Genomic DNA, 22,192 nt, shown 5'->3' with positions numbered 1-22,192 from the left:
GTACTTCACAACTCAACGTTAGATTGTGAATCATTTCACATTATTGTCAAATATCAATACGAAATTTGAAGGGGGAAAAAGTTATGGACTATTTTTGTGGGATTATGGACTTTTTCTGTGGGGTTTTGGACTATTTTCAGTGAGTTATGGACTTTTTTTTTATAGTTTTGGACTATTTTCAAGGGGTTATGGACCATTAGACATTATTTTCCATAAATCATAAATTAAAAAGCCCAACTCATATGAATTGGGCTTTAAAAATTGGATATTAATACATTTCAGATGTAGTCTTAGCTTGCATATGAAGCAATAAGTAGTCAGGACCGCCTGCTTTGGAGTCAGTTCCAGACATGTTGAAGCCGCCGAATGGCTGATATCCAACAATCGCACCTGTACATGAACGGTTGAAATATAGGTTACCAACATGGAAGTCTTCACGAGCCTGCTCTAGGTGCTCACGATTAGTCGTGATAACGGCACCTGTTAAGCCATACTCAGTATTGTTTGCAATTTCAATTGCTTCCGTGAAATCCTTCGCTTTCGTGAAACCGACCACTGGGCCGAAGATTTCTTCCTGCATGATTCGTGCATCTGGAGCAAGATCGGCAATTACTGTTGGTTGTATAAAGTAACCTTTAGAATTGTCACCTTCGCCGCCAGTCATTAGCTTACCTTCTTGCTTGCCGATTTCTACATATTCCATGATTTTCTTGAAAGCATTGTTGTCATTAACAGGACCCATAAATGTTCCTTGCTCAGTTGGGTCACCTACTGTTAATTCCTTCGTTAATTCAACAACACGGTTCAATACGTTATCATAAACATCCTCAACGATAACGGCACGAGAGCATGCTGAACATTTTTGACCAGAGAAACCAAATGCTCCTGCCACGATTGATTGTGCAGCAAGCTCAAGGTCTGCTTCTGAGTCAACCACGATGGTATCTTTTCCGCCCATTTCAGCAATTAAGCGCTTCATCCAAACTTGTCCTTGGTTTACTTTTGAAGAACGTTCGAAAATACGAAGTCCGACATCACGTGAACCAGTGAAGCTGATGAAACGAGTATCTTTATGGTCTACTAGGTAGTCACCCACTTCAGCACCGCTTCCTGGTACGAAGTTTAATACGCCTTTAGGAAGACCTGCTTCTTCCATGACTTCAACGAATTTCGCTGCAACAACAGGAGTCGTGGAAGCAGGTTTAAGTAGAACCGTATTTCCAGAAACAATCGCTGCAACTGTTGTACCAGCCATAATTGCTAATGGGAAGTTCCAAGGTGAAATGATGATTCCAACACCTAGTGGAATGTAGTTGTAACGGTTAAACTCGTTAGGACGGCTATTTACTGGAACGCCATCTTTAAGTGCCAGCATTTGGCGGCCGTAATATTCAAGGAAGTCAATCGCTTCCGCTGTATCAGCATCCGCTTCTCTCCATGGCTTACCTGCTTCTTTTGTTAAAAGAGCAGAAAACTCATGCTTACGGCGGCGAATAATGGTCGCTGCTTTGAATAATACGTCCGCACGTACTTCAGCTTTCACTTTTTTCCAAGTTTTGAACGCCTCAACTGCAGCCTGCATGGCTTGTTCCGCATGATCCCTGCTAGCTTTGGATACGCTGCCAATTACCTCTTTATGATTAGATGGATTATAAGAAACGATTTTATCTTCAGTTGTGATTCTTTCGCCGCCGATTACAAGCGGGTAATCTTTGCCTAAGTAACTCTCAACTGTCTTTAAACCGTTTAAATATGCTTGACGGTTTTCTTCATTTGTAAAATCTGTGAATGGTTCATGCTTATAAGGTTGCACCATATCTAAAACCTCCTATGTATTAAAAAACATAACATCCTTGTACATTCTAACATGTTTCTTTTATAGCTATCAATGGATAGCCTTAAAGAGCATATTTTGGTAAAAAAAGACCTGACCAATAAGTCAGGTTAGTAAATATGCACAAATGGTTCGGCTTCGTTTGCCTTGCGGACAATTAGTGCCTCTGGCCCGTCAACACTCGTTACACTTACCGAAACGGATATATAATTTGGAAAATGCTCGAGGACAAGACCCGTTACATATTGAGTAAACCCAATGGCCTCTGATTTTCCATAAAACTGGATCGGAATCGTAATATCTAAATCAGTAAATTGATCTCCAATATAGAAGGCCCGGCCAATAACACCGTTAAAGTTTGGAAAATATTCCTCAACATCCTGCTTAAAGTTTAAAAAAGCTGTTACATCATCACGGTGCGCCTCTTGAGCTTCAGTTGATGGAAATAAGAAATACTTTTCAGAAACAGGCTCCCAAGCATTAATGGTTGAGCTTCCTTTATCAACATTGGCATAGGTGAAAAAAGTGCCGGGTACAACAGAAGATCTGCTCTGTTGCTCGAATAGAGCAATGGTAATCGGAACATCCTTCAAATTTTTCGTTGCTCGGAGACGTTTAAGGACTTCTTCGGCTATCTTTTTCCCTTCCCGTTCCATTTCGGCAAAGTCAATCTCCCTCTCAAAGTAAGGTTCACCTACTGCAGTACGAAAATAATGGACGGAATTTAGTGCTAGTCCAATAACGACACCCCCCAATTTGACTGTATCATCTTCTCCTTTGATGAGGTAATCTTGTTCTAAGATGTGGGCTAAGTAGATAGGATTATTACTATTTCCTTCCTGAAAATCTGCGCCGTCTTCCAAAAGCGGGTTTAATCCAATATTTTGATCTTCCTTTAAACCTTCTTCACTTAATTGTGCCGCCGTAAATTTACGATTCAACCATAATCTCACAGTGTTCCGCTTTAATTCCTGTCCTTCACGGAATAAATAGGTTTTAGGGTCAAATTGATGCTGCGCAATCCTCATCAAACCTGTTTCAAATTCATTAATGTCATATCTAGTATTAATATTTCCAACTATTAATCCGCGTGCTTCCCCAGGCTCGAACGGTAAAATCGTCCGATAATAATTGTCGGAAATATTATATTTCGGAATAATTGCTTTCTCTTCCGCTTCTTCCTTTGTTTGCACAACATTCTCCTGCTTTTGAAAGTTTGGTGCGCATCCACTGAGAAGAATGACAAGGGAAAGAGCGAGCAATGAGAGTTTTCTCACATCGATACACCTCTTATTTATTTAATTCTACCAAGAGCTTCTCCTCGTCCCAAACTTCAATTCCTAGCTCCTCGGCCTTCGTAAGCTTTGAACCCGCATCTTCACCAGCGATAACAAGGTGCGTTTTCTTGCTGACACTCCCTGAAACATTCCCTCCAAGAGCTTCAATCTTCTCTTTTGCTTCATTTCTAGAGAGCTGTTCCAATTTACCTGTCAGAACGACTGTTTTTCCAGCAAAAATACTATCTGATTCTTGTGCTGAAACTGGTTTTGCTCCTTTGTATTCCATGTTTACTCCGGCCTCTGTTAATTCCTTTATCAGCGCTTCCGCTTCTTCTTGTTCAAAAAAGGCAACGACCGAATCTGCCATTTTATCTCCAATTTCATTAATTCCAACCAAGTCTTCCTTCGTTGCAACAGCTAGTTTGTCCATCGTATCAAAGCTTTGGGCAAGTGTTTTTGCAGCTTTCGCACCAACATGGCGAATACCTAGTCCAAATATAAGCTTTTCTAATGAATTCACTTTAGATGCTTCAATCGCTTTTAACAGATTCGTAACTGATTTTTCTCCCATTCTCTCTAAGGCTATCAGCTGATCATAGGTTAGTTTATAAATATCCGCAACATCCGAGATTAATTTTTCGGCAAAAAGCTGGCTGATTACCTTTTCACCTAGACCGTCAATATTCATCGCATCCCGTGATACAAAATGAATCAGTCCTTCACGAATCTGCGCCGGACACTTTGGATTAATACAGCGTAAAGCAACTTCACCTTCAAAACGGACAAGCTCGCTTTCGCATTCTGGACAATGCGTTGGCATTTGGAAATCACGTTCATCACCAGTTCGTTGGTCAGCAAGGACATTAACTACTTCAGGAATAATGTCCCCAGCTTTTTTAACAACCACCTGATCGCCAATCTTTATATCTTTTTCTCGAATCAAGTCTTCATTATGCAAGGATGCACGCTGAACCGTTGTACCCGCTACCTTAACCGGCTTTAAAATGGCAGTTGGAGTGACAACACCTGTCCGGCCAACGCTTAATTCAATATCTAAAAGAGTTGTAACGACTTCTTCAGCAGGGAATTTATAAGCAATCGCCCAACGCGGACTTTTCGCAGTTGTTCCAAGCTTGCTCTGGTGTTCATAGGAATCTACCTTGATAACAATTCCATCTATTTCATATGGCAAATTAGGGCGTTTATCAACCCAGCTATTTACATATTCAATAACCTCGTTAATTGAAGGACACTTTCGTCGCTCTTTATTTGTTTTGAAGCCAAGTTGATCTAAGTAGTCAAGTCCTTCACTATGGGATGCCGCGACCATTTCACCACCACCGCCAATTCCATATAAAAAGACATCAAGGTTTCGGGTGGCAGCTATTTTCGGATCAAGCTGGCGTAAAGAACCTGCTGCTGCATTACGTGGGTTTGCTGCTAATTCTTCACCACGTACTGCTTTTGCTTTGTTTAGCGCTTCAAAGGAGCTTTTCGGCATATATGCTTCACCGCGGACTTCTAATGTTGCATTTTCCCGCAGACGGAGAGGAATCGATTTGATAGTCTTTAAGTTAGCCGTAATATCCTCGCCAATGGTGCCGTCTCCTCTTGTTGCTCCTTGGATAAACAAACCATTTTCATAACGCAAGGAAACAGCAAGACCATCAATCTTTAATTCACAAACATAGCTGAAATCATCACCTACCGCCTGGCGAATACGGCGGTCAAAATCTTTTAAATCCTGCTCGTTGAAAGCATTGCCTAAGCTTAGCATAGATGTGCGGTGCTCTACTTTTTCAAATAAATCTAGTACCTGACCGCCAACTCGAACAGATGGTGAGTCTGGTGTCTTTAATTCCGGAAAGCTTGCCTCAATCTCTAGCAATTCCTGCATCAAACGATCATACACTGCATCAGGCACTGTAGGTTTATCGAGTACATAATATTCATAGCCATATTGATTTAATAGGCTTCTTAGTTCATTGACTTTCAATTCCGCTGTTTGAAGGTCCATATATCCAGCCCTTTCATTGAGAAATTATACGAGAATAGCCCCATAGCAGGGGCAATTCTTTTTGTCTAGCTTCAGCGCCTATGGGTTTACGCTTTTTTCTATACTTTTTTTGTAATGGGAGCGAACTTTGCAAGCAGTCTCTTTATACCGGTTGGGCTTGGGAAGGCAATGTCCAGCTCTGTTCCTTCGCCTTCTCCTTTAACACTTACCACTGTTCCAATGCCCCATTTACCATGTTCAGCTTTATCGCCGACCCTCCAGCCGACGGTATCTCCGCCAGTAGATGCAGCTAAAGGCCTCATGACTGGTTTTCTAGTTACCGGTGTTCCGATGGAGGTTCCTGTCGTTCCAGATGTGCTTCTTCCAAAAGAAGTCCCTCTAGATCCGAAAGGAGTATTCACCCGTTTCTCCTCTTTTTCCACACCTTCTAAAAGGTCCTCCGGTATTTCACTGATAAACCGGGATGCAGGATTCATGCTAGTACGTCCGTACAACGTTCTCATCTGAGCATTTGTGATGAAAAGAGTTTGCTCCGCTCGAGTAATGCCTACGTATGCCAAGCGTCGCTCTTCTTCCATTTCTGCTTCTTCCATTAATGAACGACTGTGAGGGAAAACTCCTTCTTCCAATCCAATTAAAAAGACGACTGGAAATTCTAGCCCTTTTGCAGAATGCAAGGTCATAAGAGTAATGGAATCTGTTTTTTCACCGTCATCATCTAACGAATCAATATCGGCGACTAGTGCTAAATCCGTTAAGAAAGCAACTAAGCTCTTATCTTCACTCGCATCTTCAAAGTTCTTCGTAACAGATAATAATTCATCTAAGTTCTCGAGCCTGCTTTGGGCTTCGATTGATTTCTCTGCCTTTAGCATTTCACGGTAACCGGACTTATCTAAAATATCCTCTACCAGTTCCGTTACAGATAAAAACTCTTGCATTTGAGTATAGTTTTTAACTAAATCTCTAAATTCTCTAGCGCCCTTAGTAATCTTTGGACTTAATCCTAGTAACTCAACAGAGTCGAGCGCCTGAAAAATAGAAATATCATGCATGGCAGCAAAGTCAGCCATTTTATCTACTGAGCTAGACCCAATACCGCGTTTTGGCACGTTAATAATACGCTGTAAGCTGATGTCATCATCAGGATTAGAAATAAGCCTCAAATAAGCAAGCATGTCCTTGATTTCTTTTCTGTCATAGAACTTCGTTCCGCCGACAATGCTGTATTCAATATTTGACTTTAACAGCACTTCCTCCATTACACGGGATTGAGCGTTAGTCCGGTAAAGGATGGCGACGTCTGAATTCTTGTACTTGCCGCCCTTTGTTAATTCTTTGATTTTCCCTGCAACAAACTGTGCTTCACCTTGTTCACTATCTGCACGATAGTAAACCAGTTTGTTTCCCTCTGGGTTTTCTGTCCAAAGGTTCTTCGCTTTACGTGTTGCATTATTTTCGATGACTTTATTTGCAGCTAATAGAATTCTCTTTGTGGAACGATAGTTTTGCTCTAAGAGAATTACCGCAGCATTCGGATAATCCTTCTCAAACGAGAGGATATTGGCAATATCTGCACCCCGCCAGCGGTAAATCGACTGATCAGAATCCCCGACAACGCATAGATTCTTAAAACGGTTTGCGAGAAATTTGACCAGCATATACTGTGCTCGGTTTGTATCCTGATACTCATCCACATGAATGTATTGAAATTTCCGTTGATAATATTCAAGTACTTCCGGTACACGCTGAAATAGCTGAATCGTCATCATAATCAAGTCATCAAAATCGAGAGCTTGATTTTTCCGTAACCGTTTCTGATATTCTGTGAAAACATCACTGACGGTTTGTTCAAAATAACCCCCAGCAGTTTTTGCATACTCTTCCGGACCAATCAATTCATTTTTCGCTGAGCTGATAGCCCCTAAAATTGCCCGTGGGTCATTTTTTTTCGGATCAAGGTTTTTATCCTTAAGAATTCCTTTAACGACTGATTGCTGATCACCAGTATCTAAAATCGTAAAGTTTCGGCTAAAGCCCATTCGGTCAATGTCCCTGCGCAGTATTCTTACACACATAGAGTGGAAAGTAGATATCCAAATTTCTTCGGCTGCACCGCCCATCATTTTCCTGATACGCTCTCTCATTTCGCGAGCTGCTTTATTTGTAAAGGTAATCGCTAATATGTTATAAGGATTTACACGTTTCTCAACGATTAAATAGGCTATACGGTGTGTTAGTACTCTCGTTTTTCCACTTCCTGCACCTGCCATTAGTAAAAGCGGACCGTCCGTTGCTTTTACTGCACTTTGTTGTTCTGGGTTTAACCCATTTAAAAGCTTTTCTGATAAGTATTGCAATTCCTTCACCACCATACCAAACATTTGTTCTTATTTTAACTCTTTATACCCAATTAAGCAAATTTTCACCGTACACTTTTTACTGTTGCTAACGCCTGTTCAAAATGATCATAAATGGCGTTTCCTACCACAATGACATCTGCATGCTTGGCCATTTCAACGGCTTGCTCAACGGATGAAATTCCCCCGCCATACAATAGTACTGTTTCCTCAAGTACCTTTTTAACTTCCGAAACTAATTGAGGGTCACCATATTTACCGCTATATTCAAGATAAAAGATTGGCAAATGAAACATTTTCTCCGCCATCATGGCATACGCCTTTACTTCTTCGGTTGAGGCTTCCGTAATGGCTGACGTCAGTTTAGCTGCCTTGCATTCTTCATTCAATATGCAGTAGCCTTCCATGACGATCTCTTCCCAATCCATAATTTCACCAAATTCTTTTACTGCCTTATGGTGAAGTCCGGTTATCCACTTAGGATCATTGCTATTTAAAATTGTCGGAATAAAATAAAGGTCAAAGCCAGGGGTAACGATATCAATACTTGAAACTTCGAGGACACAAGGAACAGTATAGCGGCGAATTCGAGCCATAAGATCAAGAACCTTTTCCAGGGTTACCCCATCACTTCCTCCAACAATAACTGCGTCTGTTCCGGATTCGCATATTTTTTCTAACCTATCATCCGTTATCTCTTTATTTGGATCGAGTTTAAACACATGGCGCCACTCGCGAAAATCATACATCCCAAGATCCTCCCATTCATCCTACATTAAACCATTATAGCATTAGCACATTCGATAAAAAAAGAAAACACTAATTCAAATAATAGAAACTTTAACCAAAATAAAAAGCGGAAGCGCCTTGAACAGGGAAAAAAGCAGTTCATTTTTTCCTCGGGGCGACAGGCATAAGACGAGCTGGCTAGAAGGTTGCTCTTTAACCTTCTTGACAGATTGGCTTATGATCCCGAGCCCCTAGGCGCTGGAGCTAGATAAAAAAAACCGAAGAGCTATGTCTTCGGTTTCGTTTATTTTTCTTCAGTTGTTTCTTCTGTTTTAATTCGCTCTAATACCATTTCATAGGTATCATTCCCAAAATTCAAGCAGCGTTTTACTCGTGAGATTGTTGCCGTGCTTGCACCAGTTTCGGTCTCAATTTTATGATAGGTGTTTCCCTCACGAAGCATTCTAGCAACATCTAAACGTTGTGCTAATGATTGAATTTCATTAATAGTGCATAAGTCATCAAAAAAGGCATAGCATTCTTCAAGATCCTTCAAGGAAAGAACAGCTTGGAATAACTGATCAAGCTCTTTTCCACGTAATTTATTTATTTGCATATGTTTTACCCCTTAATTCATAAAGTATTATTTTGCATTAATTGAAACACTTGATTGCAGGCCAGGATTTGTTGGAACAACGCTGACCCACGTTTTCCCTTGTACAAACGGAACAACTTCACCATTTCTCACAGGAACGATTAGACCGTTATCATTTTTCCATTCCACTTCCATTACCTTGCCCATTTGGAACAAGTAACCATTTCCGCCAGATTCTAAATCAATAGACTTATGACCGACTTCATCCTCAATTTGATGATTAGCCTCAACGATAAACAGATTAACTAGTAGGATCGGTTCTTTTGTATCTAAATCAATGGTTTGCTCTCCATCTGAGAAACGCTTGTATTTACCAGTGGCGGCATCAAACACATAATTGGAATTGGATATTCCGCCAGCAGAATAAGTAATTTTTATTACATTTGCTTCGTTCCCAGTTACAGTTTTCTTTTCTTCTTCTTTTAGAAAAGTAAAGGGAGGCGGCGTCTGATTCATCGAGTAGTTCAATTGTTTCGAACCTTTTAAGATATTTTCATACGTGATATAGGAATTATGGGGCGCTCTTCGATAGCTGGCCCTTTTAAACAATGTGCCATCATAAATCATCCCATCAATATGATCGATATACCCTTGCCTCATCATTTGCTCTGCTTCCATGCTCGATCCATGAGTGATATATAAAGCATCCAGCCCTTTTGCAATCTCCATATAGTAATCCCTTGCACTCCTTACTGGACCAATGTTCTCCGGCTTTTCACTTTGAAAAACAGCTAGAAAACGAGTAATATCTCCTTCTGCAAGAAGCTCATAGACGATGTCTGCCTTATTTAAACCTGTTTGCGGCCTTGCTTCTGGATGATTATTAATCATAACTGCGACTGCTCTGCCATCGGTCTTAGTCTCTGAACCCACACCAGTTAATGGATAGTGATAAGGTAAATCCTTTTCTACCTCTTCTTGTACTACATCCTCAACTTCTTTTACCGGCTCCTTAGGTCCATTCACCTTTTCTTTATCGCTGCACCCAGAGAGCAGTAAAAGAGCTGCTGTTGCTGCAACAGCCCATTTCTTCATTTTCCAAAAACACTCCTATCTCTTTTCTAAAAGAATTCTGACGATAATATCCAAATAATTACTTTAACATTTTAACGCATTATCGACGGAAAGAGTACAGTTTTGTTCATAACATCATACATTCCCTGTTGGGTAATTCGAATATAAGGCAAATGAGTAGCCGAAAAGAATAACAAGCTGTAAACCGGATCTGAGAAGGAATATCCGCGCTCTCTTAATTCCACAAGCAATTTCTTTTCTTCGTTTATTAATTCCTTAATCGGGAGGTTTGACATAATTCCATTAAGCCTTAACGGTACTTCGCATACAACCTGCTCTTCCTCAACCATGACAATACCACCGCCTAATTCCTTCATTCGATCGAAGGCAGCAAGCATATCACGTTTATTTTTTCCAATTAAGATTATGTCTCCTGTATTAGAAAATGAACTAGCGAGTGCTGAAAGATTGGTTGCAAATCCCTTTAGCAACGTATTAATCCTCCACTTGCCATTCCGATCTAGCAGCGTGAAGAAACATTCATCGTGGTCGGTTGATAACTCATCTCCTGAGGCATCAATCGCAATGGAATATGGTTTGGTAATAACTGAATTCTCCATCTTAATCCCAAACGGCATGGAAAATTGTAAATCGTCAACGCTTAATGCCCAGTCCAGTTCCATTGGCTTAAGCCCATACTCATCCCAATTAATGGAATGATACGCGTCCATCACTTGACCGTCACGTTTTACCCATTTTCCTTTTGCAAGGACAGAATGAGGTGTGGGATTTTCAATACTTGATAAGAAGTTGATATTCGCTACACGGCCAGTTGCAATATTGCCATGCAGATGGTCAATGTTGTAATAACGAGCAATATTTACTGTGGCCATATTATAGGCATCAATTACAGGCACACCTTTTTCGATGGCAATTCGAATCATCTGATCGTTGATTCCTTGCTCATAAAAAGTGGATGTTGAACCATCTGTGTTAAACATTAACCGATCATAGGCCTCTATTCCTAATCGTTTCATATCATCGAGTAAATCTGGCAGATCAGGACGAATGGAGGAATATCTCAATGAAACCATATACCCCTGCATTAAGCGGTTATATACTTCTTCACCAGTCATTGCCTCATGGTCACTATCTGCTCCTAACAACATCAATTTAGCTAATGTTTTCTCCGATGCCCCCGGAAAATGCCCTTCAATCTTTTTATGCAGCCTTTTTGTCTCTTGCATCCAATGCAGCATCATATCATCGCCGTCTAACAATTTAGGCCAGCCAGTCAGCTCGCCGCCTTGGAGAACTGCGTCATGCTCTAACCAAGACTTAATATTGCTATGGGAAAACACATCTTCTTCATTTAAAATTTCAGTTTGCGGATCAAACCGGCACCACCAAAACATGGTTGTTGGGATGGAACGTAAGTCCTTCAGTAAAGAAAACGCTTCCTTTTTCTTCAAATTCATAATCAAGGACATGTTGTCATTAATGATGGTTGTTGTTCCGAACTGGGATGCATAGGCCGCCAGAGTATGGGGATTATATAATTGAAAAGGATGGGCATGTGGCTCAATATATCCTGGAACAAGTATTTCATTTGTACAGTCAATGATTTCACAGTTTTCCAAATTTGCCGGCAAATTCTCGCCGACATATACAATCCGATCTTCATATATCCAAATATTCGCGCGCATCCACTGGCGAAATGTTTGATTTAAATACAAGGCATTTTTTAACAAAGTGGTTGGTGAAGTTTTCCCATCTAAAACGGATACATGCATGCGTAAATGTTTATTTTTCCATCGATAACGTTGTTCCAGCATACGATACCCCTCCCTTTCTTAGAAGCTATCTATCTATAATAAAACCTTATTTATCAATAAAGAAAGCCCTTACAAAATTGTTTATTTTTATACTAACATATTTTACTGTTTAACGCATTAAAGAATTGGATATTCACTGTAAATATTTTGTGAAGGAGTGAACATAATGAACATTACTAAAAATATTGGGATATTAAACGCATTAATAAGGATTACGATTGGGCTTACCGTTCTTTCTTGGAGTACCGCCAAAATGGTGAAGTTTCCATGGAGAGACTCCTACTTATTGATTGCTATTTGCGGAGCAATGAAGGTGGCTGAGGGAATTGTTCGTTTTTGCCCGGTAACTGCACTATTCGAAAGATATCAGGAAATGGAGCAGCAAACACCACTTGCCCTTGGCGACGGCTCGAACGAAATGGATGTTGATGAAGTCCTGCCGTACAATCCATCATAATTTCGCAAAAAAGATTAGCTTGAATGCTATTCGTACCCTTCTCCTCGTATTTTTGAGGTTTGCGGTAACGAATAGTCACTATTCGTGCCCCTCTCCCTGTATTTTTGGGGTTTGCGGTAATGAATAATCACTATTCGTGCCCCTCTCCTCGTATTTTTAGGGTTTACGGTAACGAATAGCACCAAAAAACTACACACAAAAAACAGGCTGACCGGAGATGGTCAGCCCTTGAAAGAAAGGTACCTGTTATGTTTTAGGAATATTAATTAGATATGTCATCAGCTTAATCGGCGTATTGTTGTATACGTATTTATCCGACGCTCTAACAAAAGATGCGCCCGATAGCCTTCGAACCGATATCCTTTCGATAGAAAACACCGTCACATGACAATTTCTCAAGCTCACGGTAGACAGTATCTTGTGCATCCTTTAAACTCTCAGCTTTTGCTCCTATTAAGAGAACCCTGCCTCCATCAGTAACAAATTCGCCTAGCTCGTTTTTATTGGTTCCTGCATGAAAGGTATATACTTCCTTTGAAAAGTCAGCTATTCCTTTAAGAACTGCACCTTTTTCATATTGCTCTGGATACCCCTTGGCTGCAACCACAACTCCAACCATTGATTGTTCATCCCACACAAGCTCAGGGCTACCACCGTCCAAAACCTCTAAGATGGTCTGAACCAAGTCGGACTTTAATCTTGGTAAAATCACTTGTGTTTCTGGGTCTCCAAAACGGGCATTAAACTCAATAACCCTTGGACCATTTTCACTTGCAATTAAACCTGCATATAAGATTCCACAAAAGCTTCTTCCCTCTTGAACCATAGCCCTAGCAGCAGGCTTAAGAATGGTTTCAATAGCCGTTTCAACAATTCCATGCTCAATATGAGGAACTGGAGAATAAGCACCCATTCCGCCTGTATTTGGACCGTTATCACCATCAAAGGCACGTTTATGATCTTGAGCGATTTCTAGTGGTATCACCACTTCTCCATTCACAAATGCCATAAGTGAAAATTCCTCACCGCTTAGAAACTCTTCAATTACCACTCGGGCTGAAGCTTCACCAAATTTTTGACCAACGAGCATTTCTTCGGTGCTTTGTAAGGCTTCTTCCAGGGTTAAAGCAACGGTAACGCCTTTTCCAGCCGCTAACCCATCTGCCTTAATGACGATAGGAGCACCTTTTTCTTCAATATATTGCTTTGCTTCCTCATAATTAGTGAATACAGCATAGTCAGCAGTAGGAATCTCATACTTTCTCATGATTTCCTTTGCGAACGATTTACTTCCTTCAATTTCAGCTGCCAATCTGCGTGGTCCAAATACGGCTAGACCTTCAGCTTCAAATTTATCAGCTAACCCTTCAAGTAAAGGAACTTCCGGACCGATTATCGTTAAACCAATTCCCTGTTCCTTTGCGAATTGTATAAGTTGTTCATGATTATTTTCTTCAATCAGAACACGTTCAGCAACATCTTCCATTCCGTAATTACCCGGAGCTGCATATACTTTTTCAACCAGCGAGCTTTCACTTACCTTTCGGCACAGAGCATGTTCTCTTCCGCCTCGGCCAATGATTAGAACCTTCACACATCTCACCCCATTTTAGTGTTTAAAATGTCTAACTCCGGTAAACACCATAGCAATTCCATATTCATCCGCTTTTTTGATAGAATCCTCATCGCGAATGGAACCGCCTGGTTGAATGATTGCGGTAATTCCTGCTTTCGCTGCAGCTTCTACCGTATCATCCATTGGAAAGAAGGCGTCAGAGGCGAGTGCCGCTCCTGCTGCTTTTTCACCGGCTTGTTTTAAAGCAATTTCAGCAGCGCCAACCCTGTTCATTTGTCCTGCACCAATTCCAATTGTCATGTCTTCTTTCGTTACGACAATGGCATTCGATTTCACATGCTTGACTACTTTCCAGCCCAGCTTTAATGCTTTCCATTCCTGCTCCGTTGGCTGTCTTTTCGTAGCTACTTTAATCGTTGCATTTTCTAACGTAAACGTGTCCTGCTCTTGTGCAAGCAGCCCGCCCTCAATGGTAGTCAGCTTCATTTCTGGTTTCTTGGCAAAAGTAAATGGAACCGTTAGTAAACGCAGGTTCTTTTTGGCTTTTAAGATCGATAATGCTTCCTCCGTGAAGGAAGGCGCAATAATGATTTCTAAGAAAATCCCATAGAGCTTGCCAGCTGTCTCTGCATCTACTTCGCTGTTAAAGGCAATGATTCCGCCAAAAATAGAAACAGGATCTGCAGCAAACGCCTTTTCAAAAGCAGTAAAACTATTGGTACCCGTACCGATACCACAAGGATTCATATGTTTCACGGCAACAGCTGCAGGTTCGGAGAATTCTTTTACAATCTGCAAAGCTGCGTCTGCATCGTTTATATTATTATAAGAAAGCTCTTTTCCATGAATCTGTTCTGCATTTGCAATAGAGAACGTGGAGCCAAGTGGTTTTTTATAAAAAGCAGCTTTTTGATGTGGATTTTCCCCGTAACGGAGCGACTGCTTCAGCTCATATGTAACGGTTAATTTTTCAGGTGTTTCTTCCTGTGCAAGCTCTGTCATATATTCAGCAATTAGGGCATCGTATGCTGCTGTATGGCGGAACACCTTTGCCGCAAGCTTTCTACGTGTTTCAAGTGTCGTTTTACCGTCTGCTTTTAATTCCTCAATTACCTGTTTATAATCAACTGGATCAACAACCACTGTTACATATTGATGATTTTTAGCTGAAGCACGTAACATCGTTGGACCGCCGATATCTATATTTTCAATTGCATCCTCAGTCGTTACATCTGGCTTTGCAATCGTTTGTTGAAAAGGATAAAGATTCACACAAACAATTTGAATAGGATCAATGCTATGTTCTTCAAGCTGCTTTTGGTGCTGTTCATCATCATGCTTTGCAAGTAAGCCGCCATGAATAAAAGGATTTAACGTTTTTACACGACCTTCTAATATTTCTGGAAAGCCGGTTACTTCGCTTACTCCAAGGACAGGAATACCTTGTTCTTGAAGTGCCTTTTTTGTTCCGCCCGTTGAAATAATTTCAAAACCTAAGCTGACTAATTCTTTAGCAAAATCAGAAATACCATTTTTATCAGAAACACTAATAAGTGCGCGCTTTTTTGTCACTTTTAACTTCCCCTCTCGTTAACAGCATTTGCAGGATAGATGGATAAAGCTTATGTTCGATATTTTGTATTTTCTGCTGCAGGCTTTCTCTTGTTTCCTTTTCACTCAGTTGGACTCGTTCTTGGACAATAACGGGTCCGGTGTCCATTCCTTCATCAACAAAGTGAATGGTAACTCCACTCCATTTCGCTTTTGCCGCCAGCGCCTGACCAATCGCGTCTTTACCAGGAAAGTCAGGAAGAAGCGAAGGATGGATATTAACAATTCGGCCAGAAAATGTTCCGAGTAAGGTTGGACCTATTAGCCTCATATAACCTGCGAGTACAATAAATTCTACACCAAAGCTTGTTAATTTCTCCAAAATAACCTTTTCATAGGCTTCTTTGGAGCTATATTCTTTCGGATTAAAAGCAAATGCAGGGATTTGTGCAGCATTGGCACGCTTGATAGCAAAGGCTTCAGGCTTGTCACAAACGAGCAGTGCTATGTCAGCTTCAAGTTCTCCAGCTTTCACTACATCAATGATCGCTTGAAAATTGCTGCCACTTCCTGAAGCAAAAATAGCTATTTTTTTCATTGGCGACCACCTAGGATAATTCCTTCTTGCTCTGTTACCACACCAATTTCATAAGCAGTTTCCCCGCATTGCTTCAAATGATCAATTAAATCTGCGGCGATATTCTTATCAACGGCCATTACCATTCCGATACCCATATTAAAGATGTTATACATCTCCTGCTGATTGATTTGTCCAACCGTTGTGATTAGATTAAAAATCGGCGGGATCTCCCAGCTTTTATCGTAAATGGCTGCCCCAAGTCCATTAGGGAGCATCCGAGGGATATTCTCAATAAAACCGCCGCCGGTTATATGGGCCATTCCTTTTACTTCAAATTTCTTTAAAGCTGACAGAACCGGTTTTACATAAATTTTTGTAGGCTTAAGTAACTCTTCTCCCAAGCTGCTTCCGAGCTCGTCAACATATTCTGTTAATGACCAGTTATTGAAAACCTTGCGAACAAGTGAATAGCCATTGCTGTGAATTCCACTCGAAGCTAATCCAATCAGCACATCGCCTGACTTGATATTTTCCCCCGTAATCAATTGGGATTTCTCACAGGCACCAACCGTAAAGCCAGCAAGATCATACTCATTTTCACTATATAATCCAGGCATTTCAGCTGTTTCTCCACCGATAAGTGCACATCCAGCCTGTTCACAGCCATCTGCAATGCCCTTTACAATTGCCTCGATTTTTTCAGGTTCAGCCTTCCCGCATGCAATGTAATCTAAAAAGAACAAAGGCTCTGCCCCTTGGACGACAATATCATTAACACACATCGCAACGGCATCAATACCAATCGAATCATGTTTATCCATCCAAAAAGCTATCATAAGCTTAGTGCCCACTCCGTCTGTTCCTGAGACAAGAACAGGCTCTTTTAGGTTAAGCGAGGATAGGTCAAACATTCCGCCGAATCCACCTAACCCGCCTAACACACCCGCTCGGGCTGTTTTTTGTACATGCTTTTTCATTCTCTCAACAGCCTCGTAACCTGCTTCGATGTTTACCCCTGCTTCTCTATAAGCGTTCGCCATGATGGTCCCCCCTATTTTTGATAATAATATTGGAGTGTGTCTGGATAAATTTCAGTTGGATAGTTTCCAGTAAAGCAGCCGAGACAAAAACCTTCTGTTCCTTCCGTTTTGACAATTGCTCCTACCATCCCCTCTGTACTTAGGAATGTTAGGGAATCAGCACCAATCAGCTCTCTAATCTCTTCGACTGATTTATCTGAGGCTATTAATTCTTCCTTCGATGATGTATCAATCCCATAGAAACAAGGATTTTTAATCGGCGGAGAACTGATAACAACGTGTACCTCTGTTGCTCCTGCTTCTTTTAGCAGGTTTACAATTCGTCTGCTCGTTGTCCCGCGAACGATTGAGTCATCGACCATAACAACACGTTTTCCTTCAACAACGCCACGAACAGCAGATAATTTCATCTTTACTCCCTGCTCCCGTAACGATTGGGTTGGCTGAATAAAGGTCCTGCCAACATATTTGTTTTTAATTAATCCCATCTCATAGGGAATACCCGAAGCTTCCGCATATCCAATGGCTGCAGAAATACTAGAATCCGGAACTCCTGTCACTACATCGGCCTCGATTGGTGCCTCTACTGCCAATCTTTTCCCCATGTTTTTACGGGCTGTATGAACATTGATTCCTTGGATATTGCTATCAGGTCTTGAAAAATAAACATATTCCATCGTACAAATCGACTTCTGAGAGTTAAATGCGAATTGCTCAGAGGTAATTCCCTCTTCATTGATAATTAACAATTCTCCAGGTCTGATATCGCGGATATATTCAGCTCCAACAACATCAAAGGCACAGGTTTCCGAAGCAACCACATATGCATCTCCAAGACAGCCAAGCGAAAGAGGTCTTAATCCATGAGGATCGAGAGCAACCATTAACTCCTTCTCGGTTAGGATTAAATAAGCATAGGCTCCTTTTAACATCGAAAGGGCATTTTTCACCTGATCCTTTAACTGTGAAAAACCGCTTCTTCTAATTAAATGAGCTAGTACTTCTGTGTCAGAGCTCGTTTGAAAAATGCTGCCCTGTGTTTCGAGCTGATGTTTTAAGGAATTAGCATTTACTAGATTCCCATTATGAGCAAGAGCAAGACTTCCAGTTTGGGAATGGAACAGCAAGGGCTGGACGTTCTCATAGCCGCCGCCCCCAGCTGTCGCATAACGAACATGCCCAATCGCTGAGGTGCCCTTTAGTTCTTCCATCACGTTCGCTGTGAAAATCTCTGAAACTAGGCCTTCACCCTTCACAACTCTAAGCTTCTCTCCGTTGGATACAACAATTCCTGTACCCTCTTGACCGCGGTGCTGCAGGCTATGAAGTCCGTAATAGGTAAGCTGTGCAGAATCTGGATGTCCAAAGACACCAAACACTCCGCACTCTTCATTTAATCCCTTGATTTCAGCAAGCATGGGATAGCTCCTTTCCAGGCATCCTTCAATTGGTTTACAGAAGCTTCTAGAACGGTATTATTATCAGCTTTGACTTTTAATGTCGCCGTATTATTTACTTCACCAATCAGGTTAGCAGTTACTAAACCTTCAAACTCTGCTTGGTTTTCTTTTTTCACAGTTAAAAGGAAACGAGATTGTGTTTCACTAAATAAAGCAGAAACCTGATTTCCTGTGATGTTGATTTCCGCACCAAGTTGTTCATTCGTAAACAAGCTCTCTGATACAGCTACTCCTAAACCACCTTCTGATAGGTCATGAGCAGATTGAACAACACCTGCACGGATGGCAGCTAAAACTTGGTTCTGACTTTCTTTTTCAACATCAATATTTAATTCCGGAGCTTTTCCAAAAATCTTTCCATAAACCAGCTTTTGAAGTTCACTTCCGCCGAACTCATCCTTTGTCTCTCCAACTAAGTAGATAAGATCGCCGTTATTTTTAAAATTCTGTGTCGTAATATGGTCAAGATCTGTAACTAATCCAACCATTCCGATGACCGGTGTTGGATAAATAGCCGTTCCGCTTGTTTCGTTATACAAGGAAACGTTCCCGCCAATGACTGGAGTTTCAAGTACGCGGCAAGCTTCACTGATTCCATCTGCGGCTTTTTCAATCTGCCAGAATACTTCTGGTTTTTCCGGATTTCCGAAATTGAGGTTATCGGTAATCGCTAATGGTTCCGCACCTGAGCAGACAATATTTCGAGCTGCTTCTGCTACGGCAATTTTCCCGCCAACTTCAGGGTCTAAATAGACATAGCGTGAATTACAATCCGTTGTCATCGCTAATGCTTTACGTGTACCGCGAATCCTTACAACCGCTGCATCTGAACCTGGAGACACAACTGTATTTGTGCGCACCATATAGTCATACTGCTGATAAACCGATTCCTTGCTTCCAATCGTTGGCTGGCTTAATAGCTTTAAAAGCGTCTCCTTTAGATCTGCAACCTGAGGGATATCATTTTCCATAGATTGGAATTCCTCAAAATACGCAGGTACTTTAGATGGTTTGTGATAAACAGGAGCGTCTTCAGCTAAGGCGTCGACTGGAACATCCGCAACCACTTCTCCGTTATGAATCAGTCTTAGTTTCTTATCATCCGTTACGGTACCAATGGCTACTGCTTCTAAATCATATTTAGAGAAAAGCTCGTTGATTTCTTGCTCTCTGCCTTTTTTAATGACAATTAGCATCCGTTCTTGGGATTCTGAAAGCATCATTTCATAAGCTGTCATGCCTGTTTCGCGCTGTGGAACAAGGTCTAAATTCATTTCAATTCCCATTCCTGCTTTACTTGCCATTTCCGCAGATGAACTCGTTAACCCTGCTGCACCCATATCTTGAATACCAACAAGGGCATCAGAGTGGATAAGCTCAAGACAAGCTTCTAGTAAAAGCTTTTCCATGAACGGGTCACCAACTTGAACAGCTGGACGTTTTTCGTCCGATTGCTCAGTTAATTCTTCAGAAGCGAAGGTTGCCCCATGAATCCCATCGCGGCCTGTTTTTGCCCCAACATACATCACCGTATTGCCAACACCTTGTGCGAGACCCTTTTTAATGTCTTTATGATCAATTAAGCCGACACACATCGCATTAACTAAAGGATTGCCTTCATAACAAGATTCAAATTGAATTTCTCCACCGACAGTCGGAATTCCGATACAGTTTCCGTAGCCTGCAATTCCTGCTACAACTTCTTTGAATAAGTAGCGTACCCTTGCAGATTCATCAAGTTCTCCGAAGCGAAGTGAGTTTAATAGAGCAATAGGACGTGCACCCATTGAAAAAATATCACGGATAATTCCACCGACTCCTGTTGCGGCACCTTGGTATGGTTCAATCGCTGATGGATGGTTGTGGCTTTCAATTTTAAAAACAACCGCTTGATTGTCACCGATATCAACGATTCCTGCACCTTCACCTGGTCCTTGAAGGACTCTTTCACCTGTGACAGGGAACTTTCTTAGGACAGGCTTTGAATTTTTATAGCTGCAATGCTCCGACCACATAACCGAGAAAAGGCCAGTTTCGGTGTAATTCGGCGTCCGGCCTAGAATATTTTCAACAAGCGTAAATTCTTCATCGGATAAGCCCATTTGCTGATAAAGTTTTTCTGTCTTTACTTGATCTGGTCTTGGTTCATGCTTTAACAACATTTGCTTCCCTCCAGCTTCTTACTATCGATTGAAATAATTTCAAGCCATCTGCACCGCCTAATAACTCATCCACGGCTCTTTCCGGGTGTGGCATCATCCCGAGGACATTACCCTTTTCATTGATAATTCCTGCGATATCTTCTAAACTTCCGTTCGGGTTATCTTGATAAGTAAAAACGATTTGGTTATTCGCTTTTAGCTTAGCGAGTGTTTCTTCATCACAATAGTAGTTTCCTTCGCCATGCGCGACAGGAATCGAAATGGTTTCTCCTTCGGTGTAGGCGGTAGAAAACATCGACTGATTGTTCACTACCTTTAATTCAACCGGTTTGCAGATAAACGATAGACTTTCATTTCGTCTCATTGCCCCAGGCAGTAATCCTGCTTCCAATAAAATCTGAAATCCGTTGCAGACACCAAGAATGGGTTTACCAGCTTCGGCTGCTTTTACCACTGCCTTCATGACCTTACTAAAACGTGCAATGGCCCCTGTGCGTAAATAATCACCATATGAAAATCCACCTGGAAGTAGGATTCCATCAAACTCATCTAAGCTCTCTGTGTCATGCCATACATATTCAACCTGCTCACCAAGTTCATCCTTAATCGCATGGTACATATCGATGTCACAGTTAGACCCTGGAAAAACGATGACTGCAAACTTCACTGAGGAACACACTCCTCTACTTCATAACGGTAGTCTTCAATAACAGGGTTTGCGAGTAGCTTGCTGCAAACCTCATTAATGACTTCATCAAGATTACGTTCTGATTTCTCAATCGTAAGTTCCATATATTTACCGATTCGAACATCGGATACTTCCGGATAATTTAATGAATGGAGTGAATGAGTTACTGCCTTACCTTGTGGATCTAATACACTTTCTCTTAACGTGACAAACACCTTTACTTTATACATTTTGCTTTCCCCCTAATCTATTAAAAACAGTTTCATAGGCTTCTGTTAAACTACCTAAATCGCGACGGAATACATCCTTATCGAGCTTTTCATTTGTCTTTTTGTCCCATAATCTGCAGGTATCTGGTGAAATCTCATCTGCTAATAGGATCTGGCCATCATGGTCCTTACCAAACTCTAATTTGAAATCAATGAGGTTAATGCCTAGCTCTGTAAAAAAGCTTGATAAAACTGTATTAATTTTTAGCGCTTTTTCTTTTAGGATGGTTAGTTCCTCTTTTGTTGCTATGTTCAATTCGTAGATATGGTCAGTGGTTAGTAATGGGTCGCCAAGATCATCATTTTTTAAATAAAATTCAACGAGCGGCTTTGTTAATTCCTTACCTTCTTCGATTCCTAATCGCTTTGAAAGACTTCCAGCAGCAATATTTCGAACGACAACTTCAAGCGGGACAATGGTTACCCTCTTCACCAGCTGTTCTGTTTCAGATATACGCTTAATAAAATGTGAAGGAATTCCGTTTTCTTTAAGCTTTAAAAATAGCAAACTAGTAATTTCATTATTCAAACGGCCTTTACCCGTGATATCTGCCTTCTTTTGCCCGTTGAAAGCTGTTGCCGAATCCTTATATTCAATCAAAACAGTCTGCTCATCGTCGGTTCTAAAAATTCGTTTCGCTTTTCCTTCATAGAGAAGTTCTCTCATTAAGAATCACTCCTATTT

At 41.1% G+C, this 22,192-nt stretch carries 18 protein-coding genes; 1 reads left to right on the top strand and 17 read right to left on the bottom strand.

The genetic code is table 11. The annotated features are described in order from the left end of the window. Nucleotides 1-268 precede the first annotated feature (268 nt). The 8 genes from pruA to QNH48_RS01870 all read right to left on the bottom strand — a co-directional run bounded on the left by pruA (nucleotide 269) and on the right by QNH48_RS01870 (nucleotide 11,724). Nucleotides 269-1,816 carry an L-glutamate gamma-semialdehyde dehydrogenase gene (pruA, locus tag QNH48_RS01905; RefSeq protein ID WP_283953529.1) on the bottom strand — a complete coding sequence of 516 codons (1,548 nt, stop codon included), beginning with the start codon at nucleotides 1,814-1,816 and terminating at the stop codon, nucleotides 269-271. 128 nt (nucleotides 1,817-1,944) lie between these two features. Then, nucleotides 1,945-3,111: a CamS family sex pheromone protein gene (locus QNH48_RS01900; protein WP_283953528.1), complete on the bottom strand. Its 1,167-nt coding sequence runs from the start codon at nucleotides 3,109-3,111 to the stop codon at nucleotides 1,945-1,947. A 13-nt stretch (nucleotides 3,112-3,124) separates the two neighbouring features. Further along, nucleotides 3,125-5,131, bottom strand: coding sequence for an NAD-dependent DNA ligase LigA (gene ligA, locus QNH48_RS01895; protein ID WP_283953527.1), 2,007 nt, complete (start codon nucleotides 5,129-5,131; stop codon nucleotides 3,125-3,127). Nucleotides 5,132-5,229: 98 nt separating this feature from the next. Continuing rightward, nucleotides 5,230-7,491: a DNA helicase PcrA gene (gene pcrA, locus QNH48_RS01890; protein ID WP_283953526.1), complete on the bottom strand. Its 2,262-nt coding sequence runs from the start codon at nucleotides 7,489-7,491 to the stop codon at nucleotides 5,230-5,232. Between the two features lie 65 nt (nucleotides 7,492-7,556). Then, entirely contained in the window at nucleotides 7,557-8,240 is a 684-nt protein-coding gene (gene pcrB / locus QNH48_RS01885) for a heptaprenylglyceryl phosphate synthase (protein WP_283953525.1), read from the bottom strand. 284 nt (nucleotides 8,241-8,524) lie between these two features. After that, complete coding sequence (locus tag QNH48_RS01880; protein ID WP_283953524.1) at nucleotides 8,525-8,836, bottom strand: YerC/YecD family TrpR-related protein; 312 nt, start codon at nucleotides 8,834-8,836, stop codon at nucleotides 8,525-8,527. Nucleotides 8,837-8,863: 27 nt separating this feature from the next. Continuing rightward, nucleotides 8,864-9,910 carry a DUF3048 domain-containing protein gene (locus QNH48_RS01875; protein ID WP_283953523.1) on the bottom strand — a complete coding sequence of 349 codons (1,047 nt, stop codon included), beginning with the start codon at nucleotides 9,908-9,910 and terminating at the stop codon, nucleotides 8,864-8,866. A gap of 71 nt (nucleotides 9,911-9,981) precedes the next feature. Beyond that, on the bottom strand, nucleotides 9,982-11,724 hold the full coding sequence (locus QNH48_RS01870) for an adenine deaminase C-terminal domain-containing protein (RefSeq protein WP_283953522.1): 1,743 nt from the start codon (nucleotides 11,722-11,724) through the stop codon (nucleotides 9,982-9,984). Nucleotides 11,725-11,890: 166 nt separating this feature from the next. Between QNH48_RS01870 and QNH48_RS01865 the strand changes: the two genes are divergently transcribed. After that, nucleotides 11,891-12,181, top strand: a complete 291-nt coding sequence (locus QNH48_RS01865) for a YgaP family membrane protein (protein ID WP_283953521.1) — start codon at nucleotides 11,891-11,893, stop codon at nucleotides 12,179-12,181. A gap of 322 nt (nucleotides 12,182-12,503) precedes the next feature. Here the strand turns inward: QNH48_RS01865 and purD are convergent, their stop codons facing one another. From purD to purC, 9 genes are read right to left on the bottom strand one after another with little or no spacing between them, the layout of a single operon-like run. Then, entirely contained in the window at nucleotides 12,504-13,775 is a 1,272-nt protein-coding gene (purD, locus tag QNH48_RS01860; RefSeq protein ID WP_283953520.1) for a phosphoribosylamine--glycine ligase, read from the bottom strand. A 15-nt stretch (nucleotides 13,776-13,790) separates the two neighbouring features. Beyond that, nucleotides 13,791-15,329 (bottom strand): bifunctional phosphoribosylaminoimidazolecarboxamide formyltransferase/IMP cyclohydrolase, encoded by a 1,539-nt coding sequence (gene purH / locus QNH48_RS01855; protein WP_283953519.1) that lies wholly within the window; start codon nucleotides 15,327-15,329, stop codon nucleotides 13,791-13,793. After that, nucleotides 15,304-15,906 (bottom strand): phosphoribosylglycinamide formyltransferase, encoded by a 603-nt coding sequence (gene purN, locus QNH48_RS01850; RefSeq protein WP_283953518.1) that lies wholly within the window; start codon nucleotides 15,904-15,906, stop codon nucleotides 15,304-15,306. The genes purH and purN overlap by 26 nt, the downstream gene beginning before the upstream one ends. After that, the gene (gene purM, locus QNH48_RS01845) at nucleotides 15,903-16,928 is read right to left on the bottom strand and encodes a phosphoribosylformylglycinamidine cyclo-ligase (RefSeq protein WP_283953517.1); all 1,026 of its coding nucleotides are present in this window, start codon (nucleotides 16,926-16,928) and stop codon (nucleotides 15,903-15,905) included. Before purM ends, purN begins: the two co-directional genes overlap by 4 nt. An 11-nt stretch (nucleotides 16,929-16,939) precedes the next feature. Beyond that, nucleotides 16,940-18,346, bottom strand: a complete 1,407-nt coding sequence (purF, locus tag QNH48_RS01840) for an amidophosphoribosyltransferase (RefSeq protein ID WP_283953516.1) — start codon at nucleotides 18,344-18,346, stop codon at nucleotides 16,940-16,942. Next, nucleotides 18,322-20,550 (bottom strand): phosphoribosylformylglycinamidine synthase subunit PurL, encoded by a 2,229-nt coding sequence (purL, locus tag QNH48_RS01835; protein WP_283953515.1) that lies wholly within the window; start codon nucleotides 20,548-20,550, stop codon nucleotides 18,322-18,324. Before purL ends, purF begins: the two co-directional genes overlap by 25 nt. Further along, entirely contained in the window at nucleotides 20,534-21,217 is a 684-nt protein-coding gene (gene purQ / locus QNH48_RS01830; protein WP_283953514.1) for a phosphoribosylformylglycinamidine synthase subunit PurQ, read from the bottom strand. Before purQ ends, purL begins: the two co-directional genes overlap by 17 nt. Then, nucleotides 21,214-21,468, bottom strand: a complete 255-nt coding sequence (purS, locus tag QNH48_RS01825; protein WP_283953513.1) for a phosphoribosylformylglycinamidine synthase subunit PurS — start codon at nucleotides 21,466-21,468, stop codon at nucleotides 21,214-21,216. Before purS ends, purQ begins: the two co-directional genes overlap by 4 nt. Further along, nucleotides 21,461-22,174 carry a phosphoribosylaminoimidazolesuccinocarboxamide synthase gene (gene purC / locus QNH48_RS01820; RefSeq protein WP_283953512.1) on the bottom strand — a complete coding sequence of 238 codons (714 nt, stop codon included), beginning with the start codon at nucleotides 22,172-22,174 and terminating at the stop codon, nucleotides 21,461-21,463. Before purC ends, purS begins: the two co-directional genes overlap by 8 nt. Between the last annotated feature and the right edge of the window lie 18 nt (nucleotides 22,175-22,192).

The organism is Neobacillus sp. YX16 (genome assembly GCF_030123505.1).
Lineage (GTDB): Bacteria > Bacillota > Bacilli > Bacillales > Cytobacillaceae > Neobacillus.
This window is presented reverse-complemented; position numbering and strand designations above follow the sequence as displayed.

Bases quoted from the DNA above. Each gene is read 5' to 3' on its own strand.
- pruA (WP_283953529.1), bottom strand. From the start codon at position 1,816: ATGGTGCAACCTTATAAGCATGAACCATTCACAGATTTTACAAATGAA.
- ligA (WP_283953527.1), bottom strand. From the start codon at position 5,131: ATGGACCTTCAAACAGCGGAATTGAAAGTCAATGAACTAAGAAGCCTA.
- pcrB (WP_283953525.1), bottom strand. From the start codon at position 8,240: ATGTATGATTTTCGCGAGTGGCGCCATGTGTTTAAACTCGATCCAAAT.
- QNH48_RS01880 (WP_283953524.1), bottom strand. From the start codon at position 8,836: ATGCAAATAAATAAATTACGTGGAAAAGAGCTTGATCAGTTATTCCAA.
- QNH48_RS01875 (WP_283953523.1), bottom strand. From the start codon at position 9,910: ATGAAGAAATGGGCTGTTGCAGCAACAGCAGCTCTTTTACTGCTCTCT.
- QNH48_RS01870 (WP_283953522.1), bottom strand. From the start codon at position 11,724: ATGCTGGAACAACGTTATCGATGGAAAAATAAACATTTACGCATGCAT.
- QNH48_RS01865 (WP_283953521.1), top strand. From the start codon at position 11,891: ATGAACATTACTAAAAATATTGGGATATTAAACGCATTAATAAGGATT.
- purN (WP_283953518.1), bottom strand. From the start codon at position 15,906: ATGAAAAAAATAGCTATTTTTGCTTCAGGAAGTGGCAGCAATTTTCAA.
- purM (WP_283953517.1), bottom strand. From the start codon at position 16,928: ATGGCGAACGCTTATAGAGAAGCAGGGGTAAACATCGAAGCAGGTTAC.
- purF (WP_283953516.1), bottom strand. From the start codon at position 18,346: ATGCTTGCTGAAATCAAGGGATTAAATGAAGAGTGCGGAGTGTTTGGT.
- purL (WP_283953515.1), bottom strand. From the start codon at position 20,550: ATGTTGTTAAAGCATGAACCAAGACCAGATCAAGTAAAGACAGAAAAA.
- purS (WP_283953513.1), bottom strand. From the start codon at position 21,468: ATGTATAAAGTAAAGGTGTTTGTCACGTTAAGAGAAAGTGTATTAGAT.
- purC (WP_283953512.1), bottom strand. From the start codon at position 22,174: ATGAGAGAACTTCTCTATGAAGGAAAAGCGAAACGAATTTTTAGAACC.